The 18,039-nt window shown below is 58.7% G+C and carries 19 protein-coding genes; 6 read left to right on the top strand and 13 right to left on the bottom strand.

Annotation, left to right across the window (positions count from 1 at the left end):
• Nucleotides 1–78: 78 nt before the first annotated feature.
• Both C7I87_RS36640 and C7I87_RS20850 read left to right on the top strand, forming a co-directional pair.
• Nucleotides 79–618 (top strand): hypothetical protein, encoded by a 540-nt coding sequence (locus C7I87_RS36640; RefSeq protein ID WP_306440511.1) that lies wholly within the window; start codon nucleotides 79–81, stop codon nucleotides 616–618.
• Nucleotides 619–1,130: 512 nt separating this feature from the next.
• Entirely contained in the window at nucleotides 1,131–3,071 is a 1,941-nt protein-coding gene (locus tag C7I87_RS20850) for a ParB/RepB/Spo0J family partition protein (protein ID WP_149905986.1), read from the top strand.
• Nucleotides 3,072–3,227: 156 nt separating this feature from the next.
• Here C7I87_RS20850 and C7I87_RS20845 read toward each other — a convergent pair whose 3' ends face one another.
• The 4 genes from C7I87_RS20845 to C7I87_RS20830 form a co-directional block, all read right to left on the bottom strand.
• Entirely contained in the window at nucleotides 3,228–3,506 is a 279-nt protein-coding gene (locus C7I87_RS20845; RefSeq protein ID WP_149905985.1) for a DUF2285 domain-containing protein, read from the bottom strand.
• Nucleotides 3,507–3,661: 155 nt separating this feature from the next.
• Nucleotides 3,662–4,099 carry a hypothetical protein gene (locus tag C7I87_RS20840; RefSeq protein ID WP_149905984.1) on the bottom strand — a complete coding sequence of 146 codons (438 nt, stop codon included), beginning with the start codon at nucleotides 4,097–4,099 and terminating at the stop codon, nucleotides 3,662–3,664.
• Between the two features lie 204 nt (nucleotides 4,100–4,303).
• Nucleotides 4,304–4,897: a hypothetical protein gene (locus tag C7I87_RS20835; RefSeq protein WP_149905983.1), complete on the bottom strand. Its 594-nt coding sequence runs from the start codon at nucleotides 4,895–4,897 to the stop codon at nucleotides 4,304–4,306.
• Between the two features lie 230 nt (nucleotides 4,898–5,127).
• Nucleotides 5,128–5,817, bottom strand: coding sequence for a hypothetical protein (locus C7I87_RS20830; protein ID WP_149905982.1), 690 nt, complete (start codon nucleotides 5,815–5,817; stop codon nucleotides 5,128–5,130).
• 166 nt (nucleotides 5,818–5,983) lie between these two features.
• Here C7I87_RS20830 and C7I87_RS20825 point away from each other — a divergent pair, with 166 nt between their 5' ends.
• Nucleotides 5,984–6,529 (top strand): recombinase family protein, encoded by a 546-nt coding sequence (locus C7I87_RS20825; protein WP_149905981.1) that lies wholly within the window; start codon nucleotides 5,984–5,986, stop codon nucleotides 6,527–6,529.
• 52 nt (nucleotides 6,530–6,581) lie between these two features.
• On the opposite strand, the gene C7I87_RS20820 is transcribed toward C7I87_RS20825, so the two are convergent.
• A complete protein-coding gene (locus C7I87_RS20820; protein WP_149905980.1) occupies nucleotides 6,582–7,085 on the bottom strand; it encodes a hypothetical protein in 504 nt (167 codons plus the stop codon).
• Nucleotides 7,086–7,493: 408 nt separating this feature from the next.
• Here C7I87_RS20820 and C7I87_RS20815 point away from each other — a divergent pair, with 408 nt between their 5' ends.
• Nucleotides 7,494–7,796, top strand: a complete 303-nt coding sequence (locus C7I87_RS20815; RefSeq protein ID WP_149905979.1) for a hypothetical protein — start codon at nucleotides 7,494–7,496, stop codon at nucleotides 7,794–7,796.
• Here the strand turns inward: C7I87_RS20815 and C7I87_RS20810 are convergent.
• From C7I87_RS20810 to C7I87_RS20795, 4 genes are all read right to left on the bottom strand, one after another.
• Nucleotides 7,739–8,281, bottom strand: a complete 543-nt coding sequence (locus C7I87_RS20810) for a HEPN domain-containing protein (protein WP_246696331.1) — start codon at nucleotides 8,279–8,281, stop codon at nucleotides 7,739–7,741. The two genes, C7I87_RS20815 and C7I87_RS20810, sit on opposite strands and share 58 nt — an antisense overlap.
• Before the next feature lie 65 nt (nucleotides 8,282–8,346).
• Complete coding sequence (locus C7I87_RS20805; protein WP_149905978.1) at nucleotides 8,347–8,844, bottom strand: hypothetical protein; 498 nt, start codon at nucleotides 8,842–8,844, stop codon at nucleotides 8,347–8,349.
• A gap of 87 nt (nucleotides 8,845–8,931) precedes the next feature.
• Nucleotides 8,932–9,144 (bottom strand): hypothetical protein, encoded by a 213-nt coding sequence (locus tag C7I87_RS20800; RefSeq protein WP_149905977.1) that lies wholly within the window; start codon nucleotides 9,142–9,144, stop codon nucleotides 8,932–8,934.
• A gap of 377 nt (nucleotides 9,145–9,521) precedes the next feature.
• Nucleotides 9,522–12,707, bottom strand: coding sequence for a beta strand repeat-containing protein (locus C7I87_RS20795; protein WP_149905976.1), 3,186 nt, complete (start codon nucleotides 12,705–12,707; stop codon nucleotides 9,522–9,524).
• A 294-nt stretch (nucleotides 12,708–13,001) separates the two neighbouring features.
• Between C7I87_RS20795 and C7I87_RS20790 the strand changes: the two genes are divergently transcribed.
• Nucleotides 13,002–13,688, top strand: coding sequence for a hypothetical protein (locus C7I87_RS20790; protein ID WP_149905975.1), 687 nt, complete (start codon nucleotides 13,002–13,004; stop codon nucleotides 13,686–13,688).
• 95 nt (nucleotides 13,689–13,783) lie between these two features.
• On the opposite strand, the gene C7I87_RS20785 is transcribed toward C7I87_RS20790, so the two are convergent.
• The 3 genes from C7I87_RS20785 to C7I87_RS20775 all read right to left on the bottom strand — a co-directional run bounded on the left by C7I87_RS20785 (nucleotide 13,784) and on the right by C7I87_RS20775 (nucleotide 14,836).
• Complete coding sequence (locus C7I87_RS20785) at nucleotides 13,784–14,179, bottom strand: hypothetical protein (protein ID WP_149905974.1); 396 nt, start codon at nucleotides 14,177–14,179, stop codon at nucleotides 13,784–13,786.
• A gap of 95 nt (nucleotides 14,180–14,274) precedes the next feature.
• Nucleotides 14,275–14,526, bottom strand: a complete 252-nt coding sequence (locus C7I87_RS20780) for a hypothetical protein (protein ID WP_149905973.1) — start codon at nucleotides 14,524–14,526, stop codon at nucleotides 14,275–14,277.
• A 103-nt stretch (nucleotides 14,527–14,629) separates the two neighbouring features.
• Complete coding sequence (locus C7I87_RS20775) at nucleotides 14,630–14,836, bottom strand: DUF2188 domain-containing protein (protein ID WP_149905972.1); 207 nt, start codon at nucleotides 14,834–14,836, stop codon at nucleotides 14,630–14,632.
• A gap of 239 nt (nucleotides 14,837–15,075) precedes the next feature.
• Between C7I87_RS20775 and C7I87_RS20770 the strand changes: the two genes are divergently transcribed.
• A complete protein-coding gene (locus tag C7I87_RS20770) occupies nucleotides 15,076–15,822 on the top strand; it encodes a Crp/Fnr family transcriptional regulator (protein WP_149905971.1) in 747 nt (248 codons plus the stop codon).
• 678 nt (nucleotides 15,823–16,500) lie between these two features.
• On the opposite strand, the gene C7I87_RS20760 is transcribed toward C7I87_RS20770, so the two are convergent.
• Complete coding sequence (locus C7I87_RS20760) at nucleotides 16,501–17,874, bottom strand: integrase family protein (RefSeq protein WP_149905969.1); 1,374 nt, start codon at nucleotides 17,872–17,874, stop codon at nucleotides 16,501–16,503.
• Nucleotides 17,875–18,039 lie beyond the last annotated feature (165 nt).

The following is an 18,039-nucleotide window of genomic DNA, read 5'->3' as shown; positions in this document are numbered from 1 at the left end:
GCATTGTTCGTCGGGTGCACGGCAGGGTTGCAAATCGGGAGCATTGTGATAAGGCATTTATGCGAAGAGGCTTTTGAAATGAAGCGGATGCGAGAAGCGGATATTCCGGCGTTCGTGCAGGAGGTGGCCGCAACCGGCTGCGACATCTGCGCCGTCGGCCCTGGTCACTACGTTATGGGCGACGTCGATGTTCCGCGCGGCAAGCGCAGAGGGCTGTACAAGAAGCTCGGCGAAATTGACGCTCGCTACGGCAGTCGCGATCACCTGCGGTACAAGATCGCGTCGCATCTGACTTCGATTGGCCGCTATATCGACACGCCTCCATTAGAAGCAGAAGCTTGGGGGCAACTTCCCGCCTCCAAACGCAAGATTGATGACAAGGCGCCGGACCTGGCCGCCATCACGGAGTACGACGTGGCGCACATCCCGACCTACGCCGCCCTGCTACTCGCGGAAGCGGAGGGTGCCGATTGGCGTCACGTGGCACGAGTTACGCTGAGTATCGACCCGGAGCGTGATCGGGAACGGGCTCGTCGGGCCTGGGCATCACACTTGGCGCGGGCGCTGTGGCTGGCAACGAGAGCCTGCGGGAAGCTTCGGAGCGATTTGTTGCAATAGGCCATCTGCCAGTCGCAAGTCTTGGCAGTTATTTGCATGAGGTCGGCGCAGTCAATAAGGCGCCCTTCGCCGGGGGCTGTCGGTCCCGCATCCCGCCTGACGGCGGCGCTATGCTGATGCTCCTGCGGCCGCCCTGTTGAACCGGTCTCAGGGCCACGAACTTTCTCCAGCACCGAACTGACTTGGTCCCGCTGGCGGGCATTTCGGTGCTTCCGCCTTGTACGCCCTTCTTTGTTGGAGCCGCTCTCGCGGCACGGCTGCGCCGATATGGATGTGCCTGGCGGCACCTTTCTTGTGAGACGGGGAGAGAGGCGCGCGGCCCTCTCTCCCTGCAAGCCGCCGCGGGCGGCTTCCCCCATCTTCCTCCGCTTCGCTCCGTGCAGACCGGGGAGACCCCTCCGCCCCCGGGACTTGCCCCCTCTCTCCCCGCTACTCGCCGCGAGGCAGGGGTTCAGGTGACCTGAACCCGAAGGGGAAGGGTTTTCCTGAAACGAAAATCAAAGGAGCAAGTCATGAATACCGCTGAAATCACCATCCCGCTCGGCAAGTTGGTACCGAGCAGGGCCAACGTCCGCCGCGTCAATTCCGAGGCAGGCAGGGCCGAATTGGCCGCCAGCATCGAAGCCCACGGCCTCATCCACAACCTCGTGACCCGCAAGGCCCCGAAGGGAGCCAAGTTCGAGGTCGTCGCGGGAGGGCGGCGTCTAGGGGCATTGCGGTTCCTACTGGACGAGGGCCGCACCGTGCAGGGCGTGACCGTGACGAAGGACTATCCGGTCAGGGCCATCCTGCGCGAAGACGGCAGTGATACCGAGATTTCGCTGGCCGAGAACGACCAACGGGAGCCGATGCACCCGGTGGACGAGGTCATTGCCTACCGCGACCTTGTGGAACAGGGTATGGCAGCCGAGAACATTGCGTCCCGTTTCGGCAAGTCGATTGTCACGGTGCGCCAGCGCCTGAAACTGTCCAGCCTGTCGCCGCGCATTCTCGATGCCATGCGAGCCGACGAGGTGACACTTGAGCAAGCCAAGGCTCTCGCGGTGAGCGACGACCATACAGCGCAGGAGGCAGCGTGGTTCGAGCAGGATGGCTGGAGCCGCAACCCCTCCAATCTCCGGTCATTCCTGACTAACGCGCACGTGCGTGGAACAGACCGGCTGGCCCGTTATGTCGGCATCGAAGCGTACGAAGCTGCCGGGGGTGGGGTGTTGCGCGACCTGTTTGCCGAAGATGAGTTGACGTTCCTCACCGACCGGCCCCTGCTGGTGAAGCTTGCCAGCGACCGGCTGGAGACGATGGCCGAGGAATTGCGTCTATTCGGCTGGAAATGGGTGGAAATCAGCCTCGACACCACCTTCATCCATGGCTGCGGGTTTGGGCGTATCCACGCCGTTCGCCGTGACCCTACCGAGACCGAGCAGGTAGAGCTATCGGCACTCGGCGGCCAGTATGACGAATTGGCCGAGGCCATCGACGCCTATGCCGAGGGCGACCCGCAAATCGAGGCCGATGAGGCCAAGCTGCAGGCACTGGAAAGCCGCATGGAGGCCATCCAGAACGCCGCAGAGGCCTTTGACCCGCAAGAGATGGCGCTGGCGGGCTGTGTCGTAGCCATTTCCCACGGAGGAACGGTGCAGGTGACGCCGGGGCTGGTGAAGGCCGAAGACCTGAAGGCCCTAGCGGCCTTACAGGGCAGCAACGCAGGCAGTGACGATGATGAGGGCGACGACCCGGCGCAGGGGAAAGCCAACGAAGTTGAGGTTGCCGGTATGTCGGCGGCCCTCACCGAGGAACTGACAGCTATTCGCACCGCAGCCTTGCGTGTGGAACTCTCGAACCGTCCCGAAGTCGCATTGGTCGCCATCCTGCATGCGCTGGTGAGCCGGACGTTTTACGACTACCACCATGGGCGCATCGAGGCTGCGGTGGAAGTCACCGGCCAGCGCCGCAATCTCGCCCCATCCATCAAGGAGCCGGATGCCTGCCGGGCTTTGACCGGCTGGAACGAGGTCTTGGAAATGTGGGGACACCGCTTGCCCGGAAACCCCAACGACCTGTGGCTCTGGTTGATGGATCAGCCACAAGACGTCTTGATGGAGCTGTTGGCGGTGGTGACGGCAGCCAATCTCAACGCCGTAGTGGCCCGCCATGAAACCGGCAAGGAACGCATCGCCAACGCCGACCTGATGGCCGAAGCACTCGGACTGGATATGGGCCTGTGGTGGGCACCGGAAGCGGCGTTCCTGTCGCGGCTGTCGAAGGCCGACATCAGTGGCGTGATGCGCGAAGCCGGGTGCCCGGAAGAGGCCGCGAAAGCGGTTGAACGCGCCCCGAAACCCGAAGGCGTCTTGCAGGCCGAAAAGGAACTGGACGGCAAGGCTTGGCTTCCCGCCGCATTGCGAGCGCCGGTCAAGGTTGACGGCAAAAACTTGGCAATCGCGGCGGAGTAGCCACCTTCATCGCCTAAGGCCGGGGCAGCGATGCCCCGGCTTTTTTGCGTGCGGAATGGTCCCCGGCCGATGTCGAACCGGCCGAGACCCAGGCGAGGGCGCCCCTGGCCCGCCCCTCGCGCTCCCCGCCCACCCGACGGTCCTCTGCCAAGGTTCTCAATGCGGGGCACCACCTGCCAGTAAATATTTGAACCCGTTCGTCGTCATCCACCGCGCACGCGCAAGATGCGTCTCCCAGGCCCGGAAAGCGCGTTCGGGCTCGGTCTCAGGATCGATGTGCAGAACGATCTTGGCCACTTCCCGCCAGTCGGCGTCCTCGGTGGCTGCATCGAGCAGGCGAATGTAGGTCAGCAAATGCTCTTCGTCATAGCCGGTCAGGACCGGAGAAGTTGGCGCCTCATCGGCGACAGCGGGGTCGAGCAGCGGCTGGAGCATTTTTTCTTTCTAGCATCGTCGTCGGCGAAGGAAAGGGTCAATGCGGATTCCCTGCGGCCAAGCCGCAGCTGCGGCGTCTCTATGTGTGCCGCCAACACAAGATCGTCCCTCTACCCGCCTTAAAGTGGCTCTGGTTCTCCAGGGCTGCCAATTGCTTAAATCGGACGCCTCTTACCGTCTAACGATTCCCTAAGCTCTTGAATTTCCTCTACGGTCATGGAGCGATTGCTCCAATTATTTCGGCCGATACCGCCCTCCGTTTTTAATGTTTTGTGGCTGCTTCCGTTGTACGCGGTTGTGAAGGAGGTCATATATTCCAGGTCTTCCCGGTCAGCTCGATTTGGCTTTCCGCGTCCCAGGATAGCGTCTCGAAATGCGGCGTCGCTTATCTGAACTGTACGATTTCGGTCGGGCTCAATTCGATAGTGCGGGCGTTTACCTTCCCCCGAAAGACCGATGTAAACTCGCGCCGATCCAAATTTCTTCGTGCATTCGTGCATGTTAGAGAAGACGGCCCTGAGGTACTCTTTTGGGTCGTCAAGCTTTGTCACTATGTCGGCAATAGTCGCATCAGGCGAAAGAATTTGTGCCATATGGAACTCCTGTTGAACGGGTGCACAGCCAACTCAGGCCGATGACGAGGCCCGGAGGCCCGGAGGCCCGGAAACTGAACCTAACATGCCACCGTTGGTGGGCCGGTGTTTTTTGCGCCCGGAATCTCCCACCGCTACCGAACCTGCCGAGACTCATGCGAGGGCGTCCCTCCCGCTCCCCGAGCACCCGCTAAGACACATCGGTCATTTTTTGCAGAAGTTGGCCTTCATGTAGTGGATCGCATCGTTCAGACGATTTTCTGCCGCATCCCCTTTGGTCTTGCGGGAATCGTCAAGCGGGCCAATCCGAGGCCATTCGCCCTTATCAAGCTCGGGCTGCCGATATTGGCAATAGTACTTTTCCCCTACAACGCATTGGAACTTTGCCCCCTCGAAAGTTGTCGGTTTGTTATCGCCCGTCTGCGTGGCATGTGACACCCCCGAAAGGTCAGCCTTGAGCGTATAGGAGCCAATGGAGCCAAGATCCTGTTGCGGCGTGAAATCTTTCACCTGATACGTGAATGAGCACCCTCCATCATGCGTGACACTGACCTGAAACATGGTGCGGCTCTGCTGACCGCTCGATGCTACAACATCGAGGACCAACGGTTTGGTCGACGAAGAGATGACCTTGAGGCCGAAACCCTTTTGATCCGTACGTTCGAATCCGACCTCAAGTCCCGACAGGATGAACGCAGCAAGCTCTTCCTGGGATTTGCCGTCGAAAGGCCCGGCCGAGCTTGAGCAAGCCGATAGAACAGACGCGGCAAAGCCCGCTGCGAGCAGTTTCGTTTTCATGGTGATGATCCTCAGAGACATGAATTCGGTTGTTAAAAGGAATTGCGGAAGGGCGTCCTCACTACAGGACCGGTCCGCGGCGGCACTTGCTTCTGGCGGCCAGGAGCGTAGGTGCCCCCGAGAACTGCGCTGGCGACCAGGCCAGCGCCCGGAGTTGTGACGATGGGGCTGACGACCGCCGACGATGTAACGTGTCGGGATCGGCGATCGCGAACATCTACAGTGCCGGCCTATTGGCGGCGGTTCAGTGTGACGGCCAGGCTACAGCTCGTCAGGCGCAACTCATTTGCGGTGACTGAGTAGCCGCATACTGTTGTCTGGGCCCCAAACATGCCCGAGCCGGGCTCGAGCTTCAGACGTCCACCATCGAGCCTCGTCCATTTCCAGACGCCTTGATTGCCACCGCTGCCAAAGAGAGCGGTCCCGTCGCTCAGAAATTCAACGTTGGAACCGACGCCATCTTGGGCCACGTATTTGCCCTCGATGCTGGCGGCGAAGGACGCCACCGATGAGAAGTTTGGCAACCTGGTGATCCCCAAAGCGATGCCGACCAAGACGCCAAGCAGAACCGCCGCAACAGCGGCGACAACCTGACCGAACGCATTGCGTTTAGCTTGGGATCGCTGTTGAAGACTCGCATCCGCCGTAAGGCCCTTCCTGTAGGTCCCATATGCGCAATAGGCGAATAGCGCGGCCAGCAGGAACCGAATGGCAAACAAACCGATGTCGTAAGAACCGGGAAGAAAGAAGGGGAAGAAGACCAGCGCGGCGATACCCCACGCGATAGTCGGGATCTTAATAGCGTTTGGCATGAAAATTACCTCGAAAAGAGAGATCAAGGCGGATTCCATGCCGTGGCAGAACGGCTGAACCCGCCGCTCGGCCTGCGCCGTTGGCGGGTTCTGCATATCAAAAATCACGATATTTGAGCCGGAACATAAGCTATCGCTAACTAACGTGGGATTGGGATTTTCGCGCGATATTTAGGCAAACGGTCGTGACCGACACAGGGAATATCGACAAAAATATCAGGACGACGATGTTGCAAATATCGTGATTTTTGAAGCAAACAGGAGGCGCACGTGAATGAAATACGGATATGCGCGGGTCTCGACCGAGGCTCAGGATTTAGCCGCGCAGGTTGAGCGTCTGAAGGCAGCCGGCTGCCAGAAGATTTTCTTCGAAAAGCGAAGCGGCAAGGATACCAACCGCCCGCAGCTCCAGCGCCTGCTGAGGGTACTGAAACCAGATGACATCGTGCATGCCGTCGTTAGCGACCGGATGGCGCGGGATCCCTTTGACATGCTGCATATCCTCCGCACCGTGACCGCGGCTGGAGCTGGTCTGCGCCTGCTGGACGAGCCTTTTATCGACACCGCATCGGAAATGTCAGACCTCATCCTGTTTCTCGTCGGATGGGCCGCCAAATGGCAGAGGCGCAGGATCCTGGAAAACACCTCGAATGGGCGGGCTCGCGCCAAAGCGAGGGGCGTCAAATTTGGCAGGAAGCCCAAGCTTACAAAGCAACAGCAGGGGGAAGCGCTGGCGCGACTTGCGGCCGGGGAGGCGAGAGGGGAGGTTGCCCAACGCTTCAACGTCAGCAGCAGCACGATTTCGCGGCTGCATCCGTGAGCTTCACGGGTAGCGGATCTCCCGCTGACGATCTGTAACGAATCTGGAAAATTTATGACACTGTAACGATCGGGCCGGCCAGCAAATCTTGCCAATCATACAAGCCGGAATATAGCATTCGGTACACGTATTCGTCAGCGTTGTCTTTGCTCTCGGCGTCATGGAATATTGTCGCTTTGAATTTCTGCATATATTTATTGAATTTTTCTGACGTCCAAAAATCCGACCCTAAGAGCTTCCAGACCATATATTCGGCAAACGCCTCCCGACTCTCTTGTGAGTAATCCTTATTGAACGGGACATGCTCTAGCTGTATCTCGTGCGCCAAATCACGCTCTGGGTATTCGTCCCCAGTTAAGATGATAGACGCCGCCCGGAACAATGCGGCCTCATGAGAAAACCTGTCATCTTTCCCCAAGGATCGCGCTTCCGCAAATATCTGGTCATATGCCGAACCACAAAGCCGTCGTATTTCATCCGCAGCTTCCATCATTTCGCTACGGCTCAGGGATCCAACCCTGCTCTTCATCATTGAAACATACTGGTCAAGCGCCATACGGCACGATCCTCTAGCAGCTCTCTTGCAACAGACACTGAAAGTCACAATAGCTTAAAATAAAGCGGACAAGCGAGCCCGGAGACCGCAGCGACAGTGGTTATTTCGTGCGGTACCCTCTTTGGCGAGGGCATGGCAGCAGAATCAACTGCTTATCAGATAATACTGCGTTTCCGGTCTAAGCTGACCGGTTCCCCAGGCCTTCAAAGGGGGTTGGTAAACTGCCTTCGGTGCTGACCCTTCTGCTGAGGATTGCATCTGCGAAATTCTCGGATATCCTGTTCGCGCGCATGTGAGCACAAGGTGGCGCCTGGCGCATCGACTAGCCACCTCTTCAAGAACCAGCGTCGGCATGGCGACCGAAAATGCTGAGGCAAGAGACCGCCATTCCATAAGGAAACAACCGTCATGGATACCCATGCCGTTATAGCGTCCCTGCCAGTCGCGGGGGTTGACCGAGCTTTGCTCATTGAGACCGCCAACGCCGCGTTCGAAAGGGTTATTGAGCGGATTGAACCGAACAATGAAGCACTAACCCGAAGCCTCTGGGATGCCGGTGACTACATTGACAGCTGGCTTGCTACTGACCTGCTCAACAAGCTGCCGATGCCGCGCGATGAGGTTGCGTACTATGTCGATGTATTCCTGGTTCATCACGTCATTGGTTTGGCGGAAGAGGCGGACAGGGAGGCCGCCGAATCGCGGGCATGAGCCTCGGCGGCGCCTGCAATTCGCTTTGATGGCGGCAGCCTCGTTGGCGGCGGCGCCATCAATCCGGTCACCTTAGCCGCCACCTGGTCGAGGGTGGCGGTAAGTCGGTTGATCTGCGAGACGGTTGCGGCGAGTTCGGGGCCGTAGCGGGTGACCAGATACTCGCGGTTCTGGCTAAGGGACCGAAGATGGTTGGCCGTTTTCACGCGAAGGCGTAGCCCCGCTTGCAGGGCATGTTCTGTGCGCGCCGCCAGGTCGTGCTGCATCTTGCGGATTTCATTGGGATTGTGCCCACGGTGGAGCAAAAGCGCGGTCAGATAGAGTTCGACGGCGTGGATGGCGGAAAGCCTGAACGGCGCCCAGGTCAGCGGCTTGCCTGAACGGCCGAGCGGAAGAAGCAGGGTTGCCGCCTTGCGGTACTCTTCCGCCAGTTCATAAATCTGCTGCGGGGAGGCCAGTTCTCCCGGATATTTGGAATCTGTCATCGCCATCTACGCAACGTGGTACGGGTTTGCGGGTCGGTTCGGCACGCGGAAAGGGCCAAAAAAGGTCACTGTGATTGTTCGCGCCCCCATCTCCAAGAGGCATCCCGAGACTCGTGATGAAATGCCAATTCATCGACGACCGGAATTCCCAGGCGCCGAGCACCTGCTGCAAACCCGGCAAGAGAATACTCTTCGAGTTCACCTGTTTTCAGGCCGCTTTGATTGACGCAAAGTGCGGTCAACATCGGCAGCCCACGGGCGTAACAAACGTCGAGCAGCCGATCGAGGTGGCCGTTTGCGCCACTTATGAGCCGGTGTGCCTGGCTCCATGCAACATCGCTGGCCCTCGCCAGATCCCCATAGGTTATGCATCTTTGTTCGATCGCTGCCTGGCGCAGGAGAGCGAGCGACTTGTCAATGTTCAGCTTATGCTTGATCTGGCTGCGCCTTGCCCGTTCCTCAAGCAGTTCGTGATAGAACGGTAGGGCCGTTGCGCCCTTCAGCTCATAATTGCGGATGAAGTTTTCAATCTCCTTATCTGTCTTTGCGGGCAAAGCGGTCATCGCAAACTCCTACTACGTGATAACGGAATTGACGGGGAGAAACGTCGCCGGATCGACGCAAGCTAAAAGGCCTATGGTGACTATGGGCTAAGCCCATCCGATATGATCTTTTTGGGAGAGTTTCAGAAACAGATTGAACCAGAACAGGTATTCGGAATTTCCGCGATTGCCAGACACTTCGAAGGCGCAATAGGCAACGGACGTTTTAGGGTCCTTGGCATGCTTTTCGGTCGCCGCTTCGATCGCTTCCTCGTCAGTTAGCGTCTCCCACCCCTCAAAAGTGCTGACGTAATTTTTCATACCGAATTCCTCGACCTTCGAAAAATATAGCTCTCTGCGCATGCCGTTGACTGCTGAAGTGAGCCAAAAGGCGCCAGCCCAGCGCGATCAGAATCCATACGTTTTCGGGTTGGCCAGCACCCGACCGTCAGATGCGGATCGGAAACATCAACCTGCTGCAACACCTCAATCATGGTGGCCCGATCTTGCCGCCGAACTGCGGCTACCCACCGATCGAGAATGCCAACATGGAATAACCGCTCGTTGATCGTCATGCCTGCCAGGCTCGGCTTGTCTTGCTCACCCATGGCCGCAGATTGGCATGGCAACACTCCGGCGCCAACGGTTTATGAGTTCACGACCTCGGAAAGCCCGCTGGCTCCGGCTCTACCCGATCACTACTGCCGGCAATAATAAGGGCGACCATTGACCATTTTCATGGTGCCGTAGGTGGATGGCCCACAGATGGTGGGCGGACCATCTGCCAACTGCAGGACGGTAGCCGAGACGGTTCCGGAAACCTCCAGCGCCGCGCTGGGGGTCCTGCCTATTCCCAAGCGGTTGTTAATATAGGCAGTGCTGGCGCTGACCGCGCCGGTGGTGCTGACTCCGCCCGCGACCCAGATGCCGTTGTAGTAGTAGCCGGTGGTGACGCCGGATTCGGTAATGGAGATGGAGTTGGTATTGCCGTTGGCGATAACCTGGGCGGTGCCGGATGTAATGCGATCGGCGGTGGTTGTGGTGCCGGATGTGTTGCTGAAGGAGGACCAGCCGGTACCGTCGCATCCTTGGAACGCACCCGAGACGTAGCGGATGGCGCCGGTGCGGTTAGTGTCGCAGGTTTCGCCGCTGTTGGAGAGCTTAAGAGAACCGGAGATATCGAGGGTGGTGGAAGGTGTCTTGCCATTCATGGCGATGCCCATGGCGCCCACGGTGGTGACGATGCCGCTGTTATCAATGTTGAGGCGGGTCAGTCCATTGGTGCGCAAAAGGACGTTGTCACCACCATTGGTTCCGATAGTCATGGCGCCTGCCGAGTAGTCGATGATACCCACTGTATTGGGTGCGCCGGCGCGGCTGAGGAAGATGGTGCTGCTGGCGGCACCCCCGTAAATGTGGAGGGTTGCGCTGGGGGAGGATGTACCGATACCGACCTGGCCAGTGCCAAGGATACGCATGAGTTCGGTGCCGCCTGCCATAAAGTAATGGTTACGGGTGCTATTATAGCTGGTGTAATACAGGTTACCGCTGGAGCCGTTGATGCTGGAGTAGAGCCCAGTTATGTCGCTCAGGCGAATAATAGGCGATGCACTCATGATGTTGAGTGTTGTGCTGGGAGTTGTCGTGCCGATACCTACGCTGCCACTGACGTAAAGGTTGGTGGTAGAGATGGCGCCGGTGGTGGAGACGCCGCCCGCGACCCAGATGCCGTTATAGTAGTAGCCGGTGGTGACGCCGGACTCGGTGATGCTGACGGAGTTGGAGTTACCGTTGGCGATGACCTTGATGGTGTTAGAGGCGATGCGGTCACTTCCCGCCGCGGTGACGCCAGTGAGGCCGGAGCCGTCGCCGACGAATGTGCCGTTGATGGTGGTGCCGGAGATGTTGGTGAAGTAGCCGTTGGTGGCGGAGACGGTGCCGCTGCGCGTTGCGTCGATCAGGCTGGCGGATACGTAAGTGGTGCTGACGCCCTTACCGACGTAGACCCCGGCGGTGGAAACTTCAACAATATTCCCGTCGCCCAAGACCACCTGATTGGACTTGTTAGGCTGGGCGTTGTAGCCGACGCCTGTGACGTTGCTGAAAGTATTGGACACGCCGCTGGTGTAGACGGCATAGGCGCCAAGGGCGGTGACGTTGCTGCCGATGTTGTTCCGCCCTGCGAGATAACCCACGGCGGCGGTATTGGCGCCGGTATTGTATTGGCCCGCGTAGGATCCAATTACGGTGGAGTTGGAGCCTGTGTTATACTTCCCGGCAGCAACCCCCATCGCCACCAGGGCGTAGCCGGAGTTCAACTGCCCGGCTTCCTCACCCACAGCCGTCACAAAGGGGGACGTATTGTCCTTCCCGGCGAAATAGCCGACGCCTGTAAGGTGGGTCTGGGTGTTATTCTGCCCGGCAAAGCCGCCGACCAGGGTGGCATAGTCCCCGCTGTTAATCTGCCCTGCACCATAGCCCAAGGCGGAGAGGTAGAGGCCGGAATTGGCCTGGCCTGCCAAGTACCCCGCCGCCGTTGTGTTATTGCCGGTATTGTTCTGTGCTGCCTGATAGCCCATTGCCGTAACGGCTGTACCGGAGTTTTGGTAACCGGCATACGAACCGATTACCGTGGTGTTGCTTCCGGTGTTGGAATAACCCGCGTAATAGCCATAGGCGGAAACCTGCGTGCCGGAGTTACGTGACCCGGCGTCGTATCCGACGGCGGTCAGCTGGGGGCCGTTGTTGTAGTGCCCGGCATCCACACCAATGGCGACACTGTAGTTCCCTGTGTTAATCACGCCCGCCCCATAGCCCATGGTGGTAAGCCCGAAACCGGTGTTATTGGCGGCGGCCCCATAGCCCGTCGCAGTGGTATTACTGGTGGTGTTGTATTGTGCCGCCTGGTAGCCCACTGCCGTGACGTACGAGCCGCTGTTGTTTTGCCCGGCACCACTGCCCACGGCCACCACGCTGGTGCCCGTGACGACATCGAGCAGGCCACGGACGGTAAGGTTGCCGTTTGGGGTTAAGGTTGCCACTGAGGTGCCAGAGGTAAGGCGGTCGGTGACCGCACTGACGCCGGTCAGCCCGGAGCCATTACCGACGAAAGAGGTGGCGGAGACCGTGCCGGTGATGCTGACGCCCTTGCCGACGTAAACGCCGCTGGTGCTCACCTCAACCACGTTGCCATTGCCCAGCACCACCTGGTTGGACTTGTCGGCAGTATAAACCTTGTAGCCCAGCAGGGTGACGTTGCTGTAGGTGTTGGATGTGCCAGCCCAGGCCCCGAGGGCGGTGACGTTGTTTCCGATATTGTTCTGGGCGGCGGCATGTCCCACGGCTGTGAGCGCACTACCGGTGTTAGTTTGCCCGGCGTAATCACCCACCCCCGTGACCCATGTCCCTGAGTTGGCGTATCCGGCCGACCTCCCCACCAGCGTTACGTTGCTGCTATTGTTGGTCGACCCGGCGTTAGTGCCGATGACAACGACATCGGCGCCAGAATTGGTCGACCCGGCATTGTTGCCGATCGCGACCACATTCGTGCCGGTCACGATTTCAAGTCTCCCGGCCAAGGTCAGGACACCGTTCCGGTCGATAACGGCCGCACTTGTGCCGCTCACAATGCGATCGGTTGTAAACGTGACGCCGGTGAGGCCAGAGCCGTCGCCCACAAACGTACCCGTGATCGTCGAGCCGCTGACAACCGGCGCGTCGGCCGGGCAACCGATGTCGCCCCGGCTTGCCTCGCCGTAACAAAGCCGGCTCCCGGTGACGCCCATGGTGGTCGAGACGTTGGCGACCTGGCCCCAATCTTGTGCCCATGCCGGCGCCGCCGCCAGGGTGGCGGCCAACACTAAAAGGCGGAAAAGGAGGCGCATAAAGTCACTCTACCGCAACCCCAGCCGCTTGGCGTCGCCAGTGATACCAAATGGAGCAACCGCCGTTGCCGCTTCGCCACTGCGGTGACCATCGAATGTGTCAGGAAGGTTCCAGGCCGGCGAATTGGCAGTTGCCGCCGCCGTCGGGCGCGCGCCCGGCAACACCTGCGGCGCAAAGCACACACACCCCTACAAGAAACCGTTTGGCCTCGTGTCAGAATTATTTGTGCGGCATATTATACGGTTAAGCATCTACACAATGTAACTGCTCAACCAGTAAGGAATCCCCTGACAATGAACCTCGCCTTCAACCGCCTGCTCAGCCGCATGTCCTCCAACAAGGGCTATACGATTGACCAGACCATCCTGATCGTCGCCATTATTGCCATTCTGATCACGCTTGTGATCATTACTGTGGGGTGGCAGCTCATTAACCGCTCCTCCGGTACCAAGGCTGGCGCCCAGTTCAAGCAGGTTGAAGATGCCAACGGCCAGTTCTATTCCGGCCAGCATATGTGGCCAAGCGTTGCCCTTACTACCGCCGGCACCCCGACCAGCAACATGGCGGTCCTGGTTGCCAACAGCATTCCCGCCGCGAGCTGGGCTTCCAATGTCGATAAAACCGATCTGCGTAACATTCTGCCTGGCTTCCGTACCAGCGGTACCGGTACCGCCACGGTTGTTTACCATGGTTTCGGCGGTGGTAGCTCCACCACCGGCGTCATTACCGAACAGGTCAACACGATGGCCACGGTGGGTGCCGACCAACGCATGGTTGTCCAGTTTGTCGATGTTCCCCTGTCAGACGCCAAGGAAGCCGACAAGGCCCTCGATGGCGCCATCGATGCCACCAAAGGCCGCATTGTGTACGGTACCAGTGCTTGCTTGAACGGGACCATCGGCGGTGCAACCACGATCCCGACCACTCAACCAACGGCGAGCCTTGTTACCGTCTGCTACGCCGCCAACACCGCCCAGTAGCCAATGGTCTATGCTGAAAGCCGCCACGTTAGGGCGGCTTTCAGAGTTCTTAAGCCGGGAAGAGCAGTTCAAATCCTCCGCTCTGAGGCCCGAGCCTATTGCTGCCGGTAGTAGGCATCCCATGCCAGTTTAATGTCTGCGAATGTCCATTCCCTACGTCGGCCATAAGCGGGGCTTGGGCGAGTAGAACATTCGTTCAGACCGGTTTGCCTCTGGAACTTCATGAACCACGCGGTGGATTTTGGCTTGCCACGGGTTGTCGATTCAATCTGGCAGATGAGGCCCCTATGCGCCCAATGGTCTTGCGGGTTCGCTATGGAGGCCGGGTCTGCCAGATAAGCGCGGAGTTTTTGCAGGGTTGCGTCGTCGGGCGTCTGATGGAGTTCGGCACGCAAGGACGCGACGGCTAAGCTTGCGCCCTCCCGGGCGGCTTCTGTGAGCATATCGCGCAGCTGGGTTCTGGTCAGCACAAGCGCGTGCATGGCTTCCATGGGCAAAGGCTTTCATTGATGGGGTATCGCGGCTGAAGGCGCCGCCATACCATTGCCTCACATGCCGAAAATGACGTCAAGCGTTATACGAGCCATCACTGTCTGTGGAGCAGCCGCTCGATCGGGCAACTGGCTTGTCGGTGGTTCTCGACGAGGACGGCCTTACCGTTGGTTTTAATCAGCTCCCGGTTTGCACCACCTGGATCCTCCGATTCCTTGGGACATGCGATAGCGCCATCGTGCTGGAAGCCGGCGGATATGGCTTTGGCCGTATCAGGCGCCGCCCAGGACAGGAGGGCGACGCTGACCAAGAATGAGATCAGCAAGGCGAACGCGGTCGCGAGCACGACAGGATCCTGTTTGAAGGCCCAAGCATAATCGACGCGCTCCGGATCGGTTGTTCACGATGGATGAGGGGTGTGTGTCGTGGTTAGCGCCTGCTTAACAATTTCAGGCTGTCGGCCATTCGGTGCGCCACTTGCCGTCAATGCCCTGAACCAAGACCTCGGCCTCATGCCCTTGTGCTGAGGCGAATGTCGCAGCGTTCACAGCGGCCAGGACAGCAGCTGAGTGAGTGTCGAACGGATAGTCCTTGCCGTCATATCGGACACTCCACCGGTGGACGTCCTTGGAGATGTAGTATTTCGCGTTTGCCATTCTCGCCGCCCGAAGTCCGCCACCAAAGCATCAAAGTTGTTTATCGAAAAGTCGATCGAAGTCGAGCGCCGGCATCAAGGGCGAATCCATCGTCACGTCCGAACAGGGCCTGTTAAAGGTGCGCTTCGCGAATTTGCGCGTGGCGCCCATAGGGTATACGCTAACGTATCGGCCGCCCTTTATTCGGATGCAGTCGACAGTGAGAGGTACGCGCTCTTGCCCGTAACGGGAGAAGAGCGATGCCCCAATCCCTCCTTCGTAATTATGTTTTGAAAACACTCGCAGCCGAAGATTTTGCCCTGTTGCAGCCTTCGATGCACCACGTTGTTCTCGACATCAAGGCGCGGCTGGAAGACGCCAACAGGCCCATTCAACACGTCTATTTCCCCGAGGCAGGCATTGCTTCTGTGGTCGCCGCCATGTCAGGGGGCAGGCAAAGTGAAGTCGGCCTCATCGGACACGATGGCATGACAGGGGTTGCGGTCATTCTCGGCCGCGACAGCTCCCCGAACGAAACCTATATCCAGGTCGCCAGCGATGGCTGGTGCCTGCCGGCAGCCAAGCTTCGTGCGGTACTCTCGGAAAGCGCGACCCTTCGTGAATCGCTTTTGCGGTACGCCCATGCCTTCCTGATCCAGTCTTCCCGGACGGCCTTGGTCAATGGCCATTCAAAGCTTGAGGAACGACTGGCGCGCTGGCTGCTGATGGTTCATGACCGGGTGGAGGGCGACAAAATCTATCTGACGCACGAATTTCTGGCGACGATGCTCGGAACACGGCGTCCCGGCGTCACTACCTCACTGCAAATGCTGGAGTACCGGGGGCTGATCCACGCCAGGCGCGGGGAGATCACGATCGTCGACCGTCCCGGAATGATCAAGCTGACCAGTGGTGCCTACGGCGAGGAAGAACAACGCCACTTCGGCACGGCTTTGCCGAATGTCCGGACTCAGCCGGGCGTGGCCGCCAAGAGCGGGCGCGTTTAGTCGATCCTAATGAACTGGCCTTACTAGCGCAAACACGCCTTTGCCCGCCTGTCGCACGAAATCATGCCGGAGCTCGCCCCACGTGCCCATCGGCTTATGGCACGTCGAACACGGGATGACGGTGTTGGAATCGGGCTGGTCCGGAAGATCAAGGCGAACCGTGCCGCATTCGGGACATTGCAAGGTACCATTCAGCCGGTGCTGGGTCATCGTATCGCTCCAGAAACGTCGACAGACTGATGGTCAGGTGTAGCGAGGCAACCAGAGAAATAGGCTGTCGCTTTACCTCAAATAGCGAAGATATGATCCGGATTTTTGCCGAGTCAAGCGTATCGCCGGCCTCGCGGAATCGCACAATTTCAAGCTATCGCTCTTTGCTCTATGGAGGAGGGGGACAGCGATCCTCATCGCGCTTCCTTAGGCGGTCCCGTCTGTCTCACTGTCCTCATCAAGCTCCAGCGGAACCGGCAAATAGGCGTTGGCTGTCAGCCAATTGCTGACGATTGTCCTGATCAGGTCGGATTTCCGCCGTTGCGAGAAGTGCGGCAGGTCAGAACACATTGATGCCGAGCTTGTGCACCTAGTCGGAGAGGAGGCGATCACCGGGCGATACCGCCGTCTCGTCGAAATCAGGTTCGTGCGGCGGGAGATCTGGCGGGACGAGCCCTGAGACGCGTTCTAGATGCCGAGCAGCACGCCAAGCCGTTCGGTCACCGGGCGCAGCGGATCCACCAGTCCGAGATCGTAGATCATGGTGGTTTCGAGATTGCCCTTGTGGTCCACGTAATGGGAGATCGCCTCGTGCGATACACCCTGACCGGTCAGCATCAGCGAAATCGCAATCCGCTTGAGGTCGTAAAGCTGGAAATACTCCGGCACACCCGGAAGGGCTTTGAACCTGTCTAGCCCCTTGCGGAAGTTGTCGCGGGGCAGGGCCATGTCCGTGTGCGACGGGAACAGCAACTTGCTTTCAGGCCAGCGAAGGCGCTGGGCCTGCACCATCCCGGCAACCCGAGGATGGATGGGCACCGAACGATAGGCGTATTCATAGAGCGAACGCGAGAGCTTGAGGCCCTTGGTATTGTGCTTGTGCCAGACCAGTTTCTCCAGATCGAAATGGTCGAATTCCGCGTTGGTCAGGTCACTGGGGCGGGCCATGGTCAGGAACAGGATGCCCATGAAATTGCAGAGCTCCTGCATCTGGTCGTTGGTAGTTGTTATCCGCGCCTTGACCAGGGCCGTATCCCGTTTGGCAAGCCCTTCGAGCTTGGCGGTTTCGGGCGGCACATCGAGGATCGGATAGAAGATGTGGGCCGCAATCTGCCTAATCTGTTCGGTGGAATAGTCCCGGCGGCGCCGCATCACTTTCCGCGCCCTGATCGGGCTGCACGGGTTGCGCATATCCACGAGCTGCATCCGGATCGCCCAGTTGAATAGCGCCGTAACGTGCCCCAAGGCGTCGTTGTGGCTGTACGGCGAGGAAAACTGCCGCTGGAATCGTTCAGTGTCCAAGGGTTTGATCGAGGAAAACGGCCGGTCCGCAAACATCGAACCGAAGTCAATATACGGTTTGCGGATGTTATGACCTCGACGAGTGACCTTTTTCGGCCGCTTCCGGTGCCACGTCGCCACAAATATTGCGAAGTTGACCTGATACCCCGCCGATAGCGTCTGGATATGACTCTCCCAATAGCGGTCAATAGCCTCGCGGACCGTCAGGAGATGGGCGCGGCGCTTGTCGCAGTCATCAAGGTCAGGATTTTCGCCGGCCTCCAACTGACGTTGCCGCTGGCCGACGGCCAGGCGCGCAGAGGCTACGTTGAGGACGATGGTGGAGCCCAGAGCCTTCCGGTAACGTTTGCCGTTGAACTGATAGGCGTGGACAAAGGATTTATGCCCCAACGCTGTGACGCGCAGACCTAACCCTGAGACGGAGCCGTTGCGGATACGCCGATCCAATCCCACGGGATGGTCCCAATAGATTTCCTGGTCTTTTTCAGAAGGGCAGTTAGCGGCAAGGACAACGGAATCATCCAAAAATAACTTAGGCATTTCATGTAACTTTCATGTAACCGATTTATAGCAAATGTTACATAGAAAGTGAAGTAATGATGTGGGAATACTTCATAGAAATGACGGTATATCAGATATATAATTGTTCGTTTTCGACTAGTCATTCCCAGCTTTTGCGGTTGACATTGTAGGGGTCACTGGTTC

The organism is Mesorhizobium sp. SARCC-RB16n (assembly GCF_008520305.1).
In the GTDB taxonomy this organism is placed as follows: Bacteria; Pseudomonadota; Alphaproteobacteria; order Rhizobiales; family Rhizobiaceae; genus Mesorhizobium.
The sequence above is the reverse complement of the archived record's forward strand: the minus strand, read 5'-3'. Positions and strand labels throughout refer to the sequence as shown.